The organism is Mixta sp., assembly GCF_024610815.1.
Taxonomy (GTDB): Bacteria; Pseudomonadota; Gammaproteobacteria; order Enterobacterales; family Enterobacteriaceae; genus Mixta; species Mixta calida.
Genome location: NZ_JANION010000159.1, coordinates 1 through 11,572 on the forward strand (window position 1 = coordinate 1; position 11,572 = coordinate 11,572).

General features: G+C 57.6%; 10 protein-coding genes. 7 read left to right on the top strand and 3 right to left on the bottom strand.

Features of this window, described 5'->3' with window-relative positions:
* On the top strand, window positions 1-594 hold a 594-nt coding region (locus MYY08_RS12005), incomplete at its 5' end, for a TatD family hydrolase (RefSeq protein WP_288014357.1).
* A 20-nt stretch (window positions 595-614) separates the two neighbouring features.
* On the opposite strand, the gene rfaH is transcribed toward MYY08_RS12005, so the two are convergent.
* Window positions 615-1,103: a transcription/translation regulatory transformer protein RfaH gene (gene rfaH, locus MYY08_RS12010; protein ID WP_038630169.1), complete on the bottom strand. Its 489-nt coding sequence runs from the start codon at window positions 1,101-1,103 to the stop codon at window positions 615-617.
* A gap of 358 nt (window positions 1,104-1,461) precedes the next feature.
* On the opposite strand from rfaH, the gene ubiD reads away from it, so the two are divergent.
* Together ubiD and fre are read left to right on the top strand one after the other, a co-directional pair.
* Window positions 1,462-2,946, top strand: coding sequence for a 4-hydroxy-3-polyprenylbenzoate decarboxylase (ubiD, locus tag MYY08_RS12015; RefSeq protein WP_038630168.1), 1,485 nt, complete (start codon window positions 1,462-1,464; stop codon window positions 2,944-2,946).
* 39 nt (window positions 2,947-2,985) lie between these two features.
* Window positions 2,986-3,687, top strand: a complete 702-nt coding sequence (fre, locus tag MYY08_RS12020) for an NAD(P)H-flavin reductase (protein WP_038628895.1) — start codon at window positions 2,986-2,988, stop codon at window positions 3,685-3,687.
* A 78-nt stretch (window positions 3,688-3,765) separates the two neighbouring features.
* Here fre and fadA read toward each other — a convergent pair whose 3' ends face one another.
* Together fadA and fadB are read right to left on the bottom strand one after the other, a co-directional pair.
* A complete protein-coding gene (gene fadA, locus MYY08_RS12025; protein ID WP_038628893.1) occupies window positions 3,766-4,929 on the bottom strand; it encodes an acetyl-CoA C-acyltransferase FadA in 1,164 nt (387 codons plus the stop codon).
* Between the two features lie 11 nt (window positions 4,930-4,940).
* Entirely contained in the window at window positions 4,941-7,127 is a 2,187-nt protein-coding gene (gene fadB, locus MYY08_RS12030) for a fatty acid oxidation complex subunit alpha FadB (protein WP_038628892.1), read from the bottom strand.
* Window positions 7,128-7,314: 187 nt separating this feature from the next.
* On the opposite strand from fadB, the gene pepQ reads away from it, so the two are divergent.
* Genes pepQ through hemG form a run of 4 tightly spaced genes read left to right on the top strand, consistent with a single transcriptional unit; the run spans window position 7,315 to window position 11,291 of the window.
* Window positions 7,315-8,646, top strand: coding sequence for a Xaa-Pro dipeptidase (gene pepQ, locus MYY08_RS12035; protein ID WP_038628890.1), 1,332 nt, complete (start codon window positions 7,315-7,317; stop codon window positions 8,644-8,646).
* Window positions 8,646-9,263, top strand: coding sequence for an IMPACT family protein (locus MYY08_RS12040; protein WP_038628888.1), 618 nt, complete (start codon window positions 8,646-8,648; stop codon window positions 9,261-9,263). Before pepQ ends, MYY08_RS12040 begins: the two co-directional genes overlap by 1 nt.
* A 24-nt stretch (window positions 9,264-9,287) precedes the next feature.
* Window positions 9,288-10,739 carry a Trk system potassium transporter TrkH gene (trkH, locus tag MYY08_RS12045; RefSeq protein WP_038628886.1) on the top strand — a complete coding sequence of 484 codons (1,452 nt, stop codon included), beginning with the start codon at window positions 9,288-9,290 and terminating at the stop codon, window positions 10,737-10,739.
* A 15-nt stretch (window positions 10,740-10,754) separates the two neighbouring features.
* On the top strand, window positions 10,755-11,291 hold the full coding sequence (gene hemG, locus MYY08_RS12050) for a menaquinone-dependent protoporphyrinogen IX dehydrogenase (protein WP_038628884.1): 537 nt from the start codon (window positions 10,755-10,757) through the stop codon (window positions 11,289-11,291).
* The last annotated feature ends 281 nt before the right edge of the window (window positions 11,292-11,572 follow it).

Sequence of the window (11,572 nt, forward strand, 5' to 3'; positions counted from 1 at the left end):
CATCCCCATCATGCCAGCGAATGGTCGGCGGATACGGCCGCGACGCTGCGTCGCCTGGCGGAATATCCGCAGGTGGTCGCCATCGGCGAATGCGGACTCGACTTCAACCGTAACTTTTCCGCGCACGAGCAGCAGGAATATGCGTTCGACGCGCAGCTGGCGCTGGCGGCGGAACTGCAAATGCCGGTATTCCTGCACTGCCGCGACGCCCATGAACGCTTTGTCGCGGTGCTGAAACCCTGGATTGCGCGTCTGCCCGGCGCGGTAGTGCACTGCTTTACCGGAACGGCGGACGAACTGGCGGAGTGCCTGGATATGGGGCTGTCGGTGGGCATTACCGGTTGGGTATGCGACGAACGGCGCGGCATGACGCTGCGCGAACTGCTGCCGCAGATCCCGGCAGACCGGCTGTTGCTGGAGACGGATGCGCCCTGGCTGCTGCCGCGCGATATGCGCCCGCGCCCAACGTCACGACGCAACGAGCCCTGCTTCCTGCCGCATATCGTGCAGCAGGTAGCGCTGTGGCGCGGCGAGGATGCCGCCTGGCTGGCGCAGCAAACCGACGCCAACAGCCGTCGTCTGTTCCGTCTGTAAGCGCGCGCGGTAAGGGAATATCAGGCTTTGCGAAAGGCGCCGTTCTCGACGCTCTGTTTGACCTGTTTGTTTAGCAGGTTAAGCAGCAGCATGGAGCGCGCTTCGCCGTCAGGCTCGGTAAAAATCGCTTCCAGCCCTTCCAGCGCGCCTTTGATGATGACCACTTTGTCGCCAGGACAGGGCGTATCGGGATCGACCATGGTTTCCGGCGTGCCGGTGCGTAACGCGTCGATCACATCCGGCGGCACGATCGCCGGCTGAGCGCCAAAACGGACGAAGTGGCTGACGCCGCGCGTCGCGCTAATAGTGGTGGTGTGAATATCTTCCGGGTCGAATTCAATAAAAAGATAGTTAGGAAACAGCGGTTCTTCTACCGTGGTTCGTTTGCCGCGCACAATTTTTTCCATGGCGATCATTGGGCTCAGGCAATGTACCGCCTGCCGTTCCAGATGCTCTTTAGCGCGTAATAACTGACCACGTTTGCAGTAAAGGAGATACCAGGATTCCATAATGTCACTTTCCAATTATTGAAGGCTAAGAATAGCAAAACTGCTTTCAGAGCGATAGCGAGATTGCGCGGCGCCAGCGCCCTCCAGCCCCGCTTTTTTCCATGCTAATCCTTAACATAAATCCCGAAAAATGCAGTTTTGACTGGATCGAATGGCGCAATTTACGGAATTGCAAATTGACGAACGCCGCGTCGGTGGTTCAGACTCGCAGCGCAACCTGTTAACAATAAAGAAAAGCATCGCCCGCAGGCTTGCGATACAGGTGCCGTTATCCTGCCGACGGCACGCACACAAACCTCAGCATAGCCGGTGAATCCTCCTTATAATGGCTGATTCTGCGGCCTGAATAATGAATCTGATGAAATACCACGACTTACGCGAGTTCCTTACGCTGCTTGAACAGCGTGGCGAGTTAAAACGTATAACGCTGGAGGTCGATCCCGTTCTGGAGATGACCGAGATCGCTGACCGCACCCTGCGTGCTGGCGGCCCGGCTCTGCTGTTTGAAAATCCCAAGGGCTATGACATGCCGGTGCTGTGCAACCTGTTCGGCACGCCGAAGCGCGTGGCGTTGGGCATGGGACAGGAAGAGGTCAGCGCGCTGCGTGAGGTAGGCAAGCTGCTGGCGTTTCTTAAAGAACCAGAGCCGCCGAAAGGGTTTCGCGATCTGTTCGACAAAATGCCGCAGTTCAGGCAGGTACTGAATATGCCGACCAAACGGCTGCGCAGCGCGCCGTGTCAGGAGCAGGTATGGCAGGGCGATGAAGTGGATCTGTCGCGTATACCTGTGATGCAGTGCTGGCCGGAAGACGCCGCGCCGCTGATCACCTGGGGGTTAACGGTTACGCGCGGACCGCATAAAGAGCGACAGAATCTCGGCATCTATCGTCAGCAGGTAATCGGCAAAAATCGTCTGATTATGCGCTGGCTCTCGCATCGCGGCGGCGCGCTCGATTTTCAGGAGTGGTGCAAAGCGCATCCCGGCGAACGTTTTCCCGTTTCCGTGGCGCTGGGCGCCGATCCCGCCACCATTCTCGGCGCCGTGACGCCGGTGCCGGACACCCTGTCGGAATACGCCTTCGCCGGCCTGCTGCGCGGCACCAAATCCGAGGTGGTGAAGTGTCTGTCGAACGATCTGGAAGTGCCAGCCAGCGCTGAAATCGTGCTGGAGGGCTATATCGAGCCGGGCGACGTGGCGCCGGAAGGGCCGTATGGCGACCATACCGGCTACTATAATGAAGTAGATAATTTCCCGGTGTTTACCGTGACGCACATTACGCAGCGCCGCAATGCCATCTACCATTCGACTTATACCGGCCGTCCGCCGGATGAGCCGGCGGTGCTGGGCGTGGCGCTGAATGAGGTGCTGGTGCCGATTCTGATTAAGCAATTCCCGGAAATCGTCGACTTCTACCTGCCGCCGGAAGGCTGTTCCTATCGCCTGGCGGTAGTGACGATGAAGAAGCAGTACGCCGGGCACGCCAAGCGCGTGATGATGGGCGTCTGGTCCTTCCTGCGTCAGTTTATGTACACCAAATTCGTGATTGTCTGCGATGACGACGTTAATGCCCGTGACTGGAACGACGTTATCTGGGCAATAACCACGCGTATGGATCCGGCGCGTGATACGGTGCTGATCGAAAACACGCCGATCGACTACCTTGATTTTGCGTCGCCGGTGTCGGGGCTGGGTTCCAAAATGGGCCTGGACGCCACCAATAAATGGCCGGGCGAAACACAGCGCGAATGGGGGCGTCCGATCGTGAAAGATCCGGCGGTCACGGCGCGCGTCGATGCTATCTGGGATCGGCTGGGAATTTTTAACGATTTGCCGTCACGCTAACGACGCAAATTACGAATGACGACCCGACAGAGGGAACGCATGACAACGTTAAGCTGTAAAGTGACTTCGGTGGAGGCGATTACCGACACCGTTTATCGCGTACGCCTGGTGCCGGAAGCGGATTTTTCATTCCGCGCTGGCCAGTATCTGATGGTAGTGATGGATGAGCGCGACAAGCGCCCGTTCTCTCTGGCCTCAACGCCGATGGAAAAAGATATCATCGAGCTGCATATCGGCGCTTCTGAACTGAACCTCTATGCGATGGCGGTGATGGAACGCATTCAGCAGCAGCGTGAAATCGTGGTGGACATTCCGCACGGCGACGCCTGGCTGCGTGAAGAAAGCACCCGTCCGATGATCCTGATCGCCGGCGGCACCGGCTTTTCCTATGCTCGATCCATTCTGTTGACGGCACTGGCGCAACAGCCGGATCGTAACATCGCCATCTACTGGGGCGGCCGTGAAATCCATCATCTGTACGATCTGGAAGAACTGAACGCGCTGGCGGTGCGTCATCCGAACCTGAAAGTCGTGCCGGTCGTGGAACAGCCGCAGGAAAGCTGGCAAGGGCGCAGCGGCACCGTCCTGACGGCCGTAATGCAGGATTTCGGCTCGCTGAGCGAACACGATATCTATATCGCCGGACGCTTCGAGATGGCCAAGATCGCCCGTGAACGTTTTTGCGCCGAACGCGGCGCGCAGGAAACGCAGATCTACGGCGACGCTTTCGCTTTTATCTGACAGGCGGAGCGATCTGCGCCGCGCCGACCGTAAAAAACCCGCCCCTGACAGGCGGGAAAAACCACAAGTACTAACGTATCAGACTCGTTCAAATACGGTGGCGATGCCCTGTCCCAGGCCAATGCACATGGTGGCGAGGCCGAACTGGGCGTCGCGGCGCTCCATCAGGTTGAGCAGCGTTGTGCTGATGCGCGCGCCTGAACAGCCCAGCGGGTGGCCCAGCGCGATGGCGCCGCCGTTCAGGTTAACCTTCTCGTCAATCTGCTCCATCAAACCTAAATCTTTAATGCAGGGCAGCGTCTGTGCGGCGAACGCCTCATTCAGCTCAAACAGATCAATATCACTGACGCTGAGTCCGGCGCGCTTCAGCGCCAGTTGAGAAGCGGGCACCGGCCCATAGCCCATAATCGACGGATCGCAGCCCACCACCGCCATCGCCCTGATGCGCGCCCTGGGCTTCAGCCCCAGCTCACGCGCGCGGGATTCGCTCATTACCAGCATCGCCGCCGCGCCGTCCGACAGCGCTGAAGAACTTCCCGCGGTGACCGTGCCGTTAACCGGATCGAAAGCGGGCTTCAGCGTCGCCAGTCCCGCCGCGTTGGTATCGCTGCGGATCACTTCATCAAAATCGTAACGTTTCAGGACGCCATCGGCGTCGTGTCCGCTGGTCGCTACGATCTCATTGCGGAAGTGACCTGACTGGGTGGCGGCCCAGGCGCGCTGATGCGAGCGTGCGGCGAACGCATCCTGCATCTCCCGACTAATGTGGTGCATCCGCGCCAGCATTTCAGCGGTCAGCCCCATCATGCCCGCTGCTTTAGCGACCGTGCGGCTGAGGCCCGGATGAAAATCGACGCCGTGGCTCATCGGCACATGGCCCATATGCTCGACGCCGCCAATCAGGCAGGCATGCGCATCGCCGACCATAATGGCGCGCGCGGCGTCATGCAGCGCCTGCATGGATGAACCGCACAGACGGTTCACGGTAGTCGCTGGCACGCGATGCGGAATTTCCGCCAGCAGCGCGGCGTTGCGTGCGATGTTGAAACCCTGCTCCAGCGTCTGCTGCACGCAGCCCCAGTAAATATCATCCAGCATCGCCGGCTCCAGCTGAGGGTTGCGACTGAGCAGGCTGCGCATCAGATGCGCGGAGAGATCTTCCGCCCGAACCTGTCGGAAAGCGCCGCCTTTCGAGCGGCCCATGGGCGTGCGGATAGCGTCAACGATAACTGCGTTTTCCATTTTCTTGCTCCTCACGCCGTGGCCAGCGCGATGTCGGTGATCGGTTCGGCGGGCGGATACCAGCTCTCATTTTGCTGCGCCTTCATCGCCAGCAGTTCAGGAATGGCGTAGAGCGGGCCGAGCTCTTCGTAGCGCTGTGCCAGCGTTACGAAGGCCGCGTTGCTTAACGTATCGAGATAGCGGAATACGCCGCCGTGGAACGGCGGAAAGCCGAGCCCGTAAACCAGCGCCATATCGGCTTCCGCCGGGCTGGCGATAACGCGCTCCTCAAGGCAGCGCACGACTTCGTTAATCATCGGGATCATCATGCGGGCGATAATCTCATCGTCGGTAAACACGCGACGGGGCGCGCTCACGCTTTGCAGCAGCGCATCGGTCTCGCTATCGGCGGTTTTCTTCGTTTTGCCTTTGCTGTCTTTCTCCCAGGCGTAAAAGCCGCGCTGGTTTTTTTGTCCGAAGCGTTGCGCGTCGAACAGCACATCAATGGCGTCGCGGTAATCTTTCTTCATGCGCGTCGGGAAGCCGTCCGCCATAACGCTTTGCGCATGATGCGCGGTATCGATGCCCACCACATCCAGCAGCGTGGCGGGTCCCATTGGCCAGCCGAACTGCTTTTCCATCACTTTATCAATCTGGCGGAAATCGGCGCCGTCGCGCAGCAGCAGGCTGAAGCCGGCGAAGTAGGGAAAGAGCACGCGGTTAACGAAAAAGCCGGGGCAGTCATTGACGACGATGGCGGTCTTGCCCATTTTGGCCGCCCAGGCGATCACCTTCGCCAGCGTGGCGTCTGAGGTTTTCTCACCACGGATCACTTCTACCAACGGCATACGGGGCACGGGATTAAAGAAGTGCATGCCGCAGAAATTTTCAGGACGTTTCAGCGATCGTGCCAGCAGGCTCACCGGGATGGTTGAGGTATTGGTGGCCAGGATGGTCTCCTCGCGCACCTGCGCCTCGGTGTCCGCCAACACTTTCGCTTTAACCTGCGGGTTTTCCACTACGGCTTCCACCACGATATCTGCGCGGTCAAAACCGTCGAAAGAGAGCGTAGGGTGGATAGTGGAGATAATATTGGCCAGCTGTTGTCCGTCTATTTTGCCGCGCTCCAGCTGTTTATTCAGCAGCTTGCCCGCTTCGTTCATCCCCAGCGCCAGCGATTTTTCGCTGATATCTTTCATAATGACCGGCACGCCTTTCCATGCCGACTGCCAGGCGATGCCGCCGCCCATAATGCCAGCGCCTATTACCGCCGCCTGCTGCGGCGGGGCGTGGCCCTGCGTCAACTTTTTCGCATTGCCTTTAACATACTGATCGTTCAGGAAGATGCCGACCAGGGCGCGCGCCTCTTTCGACTGCGCCAGCGGCACGAACGCCTGCGTTTCCAGCTTCAGCGCCTCATCACGTCCCAAGCTGGCTGCGGCCTCAATGGTTTTTACCGCCCGCATCGGCGCAGGATAATGTTTGCCGGCGCTCTGCTGCACCATGCTTTTGGCGATGGTGAAGCTCATTGCCGCTTCAATGGGGCTGAGCTTCAGCGGCTGCAGCTTCGGTTGACGTCGTTGCCGCCAGTCGTCGGCATCGGCGATCGCCATTTTCAGCATGGCGATCGCGCCAGCGCGCAGTTTTTCTTCCGGCACCACCGCGTCTACCAGGCCGAGCGCCAGCGCGCTTTTGGCGTCAACGTCTTTCCCGGCGGCGATAATTTCCAGCGCGCTGTCGGCGCCCAGCAGTCGGGGCAGACGCACCGAACCGCCAAAGCCCGGCATAATGCCCAGTTTGGTTTCCGGCAAGCCAATGCGCGCATCCGGCGTGGCGATACGATAATCGGTGGCGAGAACGCATTCGCAGCCGCCGCCCAGCGCGTAGCCTTTGATCGCGGAAAGGGTAGGAACCGGCAGATCCTCCAGGCGGTTAAAGATGCCGTTGGCGAAAGCCAGCCAGTTCGCCAGCTTCTCTGATGGCGCGTTAAACAATGATAAAAATTCGGTGATATCCGCGCCAACGATAAACGCCGGTTTAGCAGAGCTGAGCAGAACGCCTTTCAGCGCCGTCTGTTTTTCCAGCACGGCAATGGCTTCGCCCAGGCTGGCTACCGTTTGCGTATCCAGTTTGTTTACTGAACCGGGCGCGTCGAATACCAGCTCGGCGATGCCGTCGTCCAGCCAGTCAAGGGAAAGTGTGTCGCCTTGGTAAAGCATGTCCGTCTCCTGAAACCGCGATAAAGGGATCTGGTCGTACCAGATGATCGAGAGTGTGGGAGTGATGTTAATTATTTGCAAACAAAACTTTGCTCATTTGCAAACGGGATCACAGGCGGCGGCGACACGGCATCCCTGTCAGCGCTGTGATAAGATGCGGACAATTTTGCTGATACGGAGTACGACAATGGATACGCTGGCTACCTTGTACAAAGATCACATCGCGACGCTGCAACAGCGCGCGCAGCAGGTTCTGGCACGCTTTCAACTGGATGCGATGCTTATTCATTCCGGCGAGCTGCTGACGGTTTTCCTGGATGACCATCACTATCCTTTCAAGGTTAATCCGCAGTTCAAAGCCTGGGTGCCGGTGACGCAGGTGCCTAACTGTTGGCTGTGGGTCGATGGCGTTAATAAGCCGAAGCTCTGGTTTTATTCGCCGGTAGACTACTGGCACAACGTCGAGCCTCTGCCGCACAGCTTCTGGACTGACGAAATCGACATTGTCGCGCTGAAAAACGCGGATGAGATTGGCGACCTGCTGCCGTCGCAGCGTCAGAATGTCGCCTATATCGGACCGGTGCCGCAGCGCGCGACGCAGCTCGGTATCAGCAATGAACGCATCAACCCGCAGGGCGCTATCGATTTCCTGCATTATCATCGCTCTTATAAAACCGATTATGAGCTGGCCTGCATGCGTGAAGCGCAGAAGCTGGCGGTGGCAGGGCACCGGGCAGCGAAAGAGGCATTTCTCTCCGGCATGAGCGAGTTCGATATCAATCTCGCCTATCTGACCGCGACCGGCCATCGTGACACCGATGTGCCCTACGGCAATATTATCGCCCTGAACGAACATGCGGCGGTGCTGCACTACACCAGGCTCGACCATCAGGCACCGCCGAAGCGCCGCAGCTTCCTGATTGACGCAGGCGCGGAGTACAACGGCTACGCTGCCGATCTGACGCGCACTTATACCACGCAAAGTGACTCGCTATTCGCGCACATTTTGCAGGATATGAATCAGCATGAGCTGGCGTTGATCGCGACATTAAAAGCGGGTGAACGCTATACCGACTACCATCTGCAGATGCATCAGCGTATCGCTGAGATGCTGCTGAAGTACGATCTGGTGCGCGATATCAGCGCGGAGGCGATGGTGGCAGAAAATCTGACCGGTCCGTTTATGCCGCACGGGTTGGGACATCCGCTTGGCTTGCAGGTGCATGACGTCGCTGGCTTTATGCAGGATGAGAACGGCACGCATCTGGCGGCGCCGCGGCAGTATCCTTTCCTGCGCTGCACTCGCGTGCTGGAGCCGCGCATGGTGCTAACCATCGAGCCGGGCTTCTATATTATTGAATCGCTGCTGACGCCGTGGCGTGAAGGCAAATACAGCCAGCACTTTAACTGGCAGGCGATCGACGCCCTGCAGCCTTACGGCGGCGTCCGCATTGAGGACAATGTGGTGATCTACGCCAATCGTATTGAGAACATGACGCGCGATCTGCTTTTGGCATGATGGACGTTTACGATATTCCCGCTGAGCCGCTCAGCATCAGCGAAGAGATAATTAAAAAAAGCCGTTTCATTACAATGCTGGCCCATACCGAAGGCGTTGAAGCGGCGCGCGCGTTTGTCCAGCAGGTGAAGGCGGAGCATCCGACCGCTCGCCATCACTGCTGGGCATACGTGGCGGGACGCCCCGATGATTCCCAACAGCTGGGATTTTCTGATGACGGTGAACCATCCGGCACGGCAGGCAAGCCGATGCTGGCGCAGTTGATGGGCAGTCAAGTGGGCGAGATCACCGCCGTCGTGGTGCGTTACTACGGCGGCATTATGCTGGGCACCGGCGGCCTGGTGAAAGCTTACGGCGGCGGCGTGCAGCAGGCGCTCAGGCAGCTGGCGCGCAAACAAAAGATACCGATGCGCCGTTTTCAGCTACGCTGCGATTATGCGCAACTCAGCGATATCGAGCGCCTGGTTCAGCGTTTTGAAGGAGAATTGCTTAAGACGGATTTTTTGGATGTCGTCTCGATCACATTAGCGTTGCCCTGGGCGCAGGTTGCCGGGTTTACGCAGAATCTGACAGACGTTAGCCGGGGAATGTTAACGCTCGAACCGGTAGACCCCTAATTTTTACCTTAAGGAAACGGCAGAATGCATTTTCGTGCCATTACCCGTATCGTCGGGTTACTGGTCATTCTGTTCTCTGGAACAATGATCGTGCCCGGCCTGGTGGCGTTGATTTACCGCGATGGTGCGGGGCGCGCATTCAGTCAGACATTTATCATGGCGCTGATTATCGGCGCTATGCTCTGGTGGCCTAACCGTAAACAGAAGAACGATCTGAAGCCGCGCGAAGGCTTTTTGATTGTCGTGCTGTTCTGGACCGTGCTGGGCAGCGTCGGGGCGATGCCGTTTATTTTCGCCGAGCATCCGAACCTCTCTGTCACTGACGCCTTTTTCGAATCCTTTTCCGGCTTGACCACGACCGGTGCGACGACGCTGGTGGGACTGGATTCGTTGCCCAAAGCGATTCTTTTTTATCGACAGATGCTGCAATGGCTCGGCGGCATGGGGATCATTGTGCTGGCGGTGGCGATTCTGCCGATACTGGGCGTTGGGGGCATGCAGCTTTATCGGGCGGAAATGCCCGGTCCATTGAAAGATAACAAAATGCGCCCGCGTATTGCCGAAACGGCGAAAACGTTGTGGCTGATTTACGTTTTGCTGACCGTGGCCTGCGCTGTGGCGCTGTGGCTGGCGGGCATGCCGATGTTTGACGCTATCGGCCACAGCTTCTCGACAATCGCTATCGGCGGCTTCTCGACCCATGACGCCAGCGTGGGCTACTTCAACAGCCCAACCATCAATACTATTATCGCCGTATTCCTGCTGATTTCCGGCTGTAACTATGGTTTGCACTTCTCTTTACTGAGCGGACGTAATTTGCGCGTCTACTGGCGCGATCCTGAATTCCGCATGTTTATCGGCGTACAGTTTACGCTGGTGGTTATCTGCACCATTGTATTGTGGTTCCATAATGTTTATGCCAGCGGCTGGCAAACCCTGAACCAGGCGTTTTTCCAGGTGGTGTCGATGGCGACGACAGCAGGTTTTACCACTGACAGCATTGCGCGCTGGCCGCTATTCTTACCGGTGCTGCTGCTCTGCTCCGCTTTTATTGGCGGCTGTGCCGGTTCTACAGGCGGCGGCTTGAAGGTGATTCGTATTCTGCTGTTGTTTAAGCAGGGCTCGCGTGAACTGAAGCGTCTGGTGCATCCCAACGCCGTCTATACGATTAAGTTAGGAAATCGCGCTTTGCCGGAACGTATTCTCGAAGCGGTGTGGGGATTCTTCTCCGCTTATGCGTTGGTGTTCCTGCTGAGCATGCTGGCGATTATCGCCACCGGCGTCGATGACTTTTCCGCGTTCGCCGCAGTGGCTGCCACACTCAACAATCTCGGACCGGGCCTGGGCGTTGTAGCGGATAACTTCACCTCAATGAATGACGTTGCAAAATGGATTCTGATTTCGACCATGCTTTTTGGTCGTCTGGAAGTGTTTACGCTGCTGGTACTGTTCACTCCTACCTTCTGGCGTGAGTGATATAAGGAGAAAGTAATGAAGGCGCTGATTCTGTTTTCCAGCCGTGACGGGCAAACGCGCGAGATTGCCGCTTACATCGCCAATACGATGAAAGCGCATCAGGAGTGCGACGTAATGAATATCCTGCATGTTCAGCATATTGACTGGGCGCAGTACGATCGCGTGCTAATTGGCGCATCGATTCGTTACGGCCACTTTCAGCCGGCGGTGGCGCGCTTTGTAAAGAAGAATCTGGCGCAGCTGCAACAGCGCATCAGCGGTTTCTTCTCCGTTAACCTCACCGCGCGCAAACCAGAAAAGCGTACGCCGCAAACCAACGCCTATACGCGTAAGTTCCTGTTACAGTCGCCGTGGCAGCCGGACAGTTGCGCGGTGTTTGCCGGCGCGCTGCGCTATCCGCGCTACGGCTGGTTCGACCGTGTGATGATTCAGTTTATTATGCGCATGACCGGCGGCGAGACTGACGCCACTAAAGAAGTGGAGTATACCGACTGGCAGCAGGTAGAGCGTTTCGCTGAGGAATTCGCGCAAATGAGCAGCAAATCGCGCTAAAAAAACACGCTTTGCTGAAAAATAAACCTAACGATCATATTTTTGAAATAAACACTTGTCAGCCCGGAATAACTCCCTATAATGCGCCTCCACTGACACGGCACAACGGCTTCTGGTCGGCACGGTCAGGCGGTTCAGCGAGTCTGAATCGCCGGAGAAAAACTTCTGAAAAAGGGGTTGACTCTGAAAGAGGAAAGCGTAATATACGCCACCTCGCGACAACGGCACGAAACGCCGGTCGCACCGCTCTTTAACAATTTATCAGACAATCTGTGTGGGCA

What these genes read in the sequence shown, in the direction of transcription:
- rfaH (WP_038630169.1), bottom strand. Translation starts at nt 1,103, where the DNA reads ATGGAATCCTGGTATCTCCTTTACTGCAAACGTGGTCAGTTATTACGC.
- ubiD (WP_038630168.1), top strand. Translation starts at nt 1,462, where the DNA reads ATGAAATACCACGACTTACGCGAGTTCCTTACGCTGCTTGAACAGCGT.
- fre (WP_038628895.1), top strand. Translation starts at nt 2,986, where the DNA reads ATGACAACGTTAAGCTGTAAAGTGACTTCGGTGGAGGCGATTACCGAC.
- fadA (WP_038628893.1), bottom strand. Translation starts at nt 4,929, where the DNA reads ATGGAAAACGCAGTTATCGTTGACGCTATCCGCACGCCCATGGGCCGC.
- fadB (WP_038628892.1), bottom strand. Translation starts at nt 7,127, where the DNA reads ATGCTTTACCAAGGCGACACACTTTCCCTTGACTGGCTGGACGACGGC.
- pepQ (WP_038628890.1), top strand. Translation starts at nt 7,315, where the DNA reads ATGGATACGCTGGCTACCTTGTACAAAGATCACATCGCGACGCTGCAA.
- MYY08_RS12040 (WP_038628888.1), top strand. Translation starts at nt 8,646, where the DNA reads ATGGACGTTTACGATATTCCCGCTGAGCCGCTCAGCATCAGCGAAGAG.
- trkH (WP_038628886.1), top strand. Translation starts at nt 9,288, where the DNA reads ATGCATTTTCGTGCCATTACCCGTATCGTCGGGTTACTGGTCATTCTG.
- hemG (WP_038628884.1), top strand. Translation starts at nt 10,755, where the DNA reads ATGAAGGCGCTGATTCTGTTTTCCAGCCGTGACGGGCAAACGCGCGAG.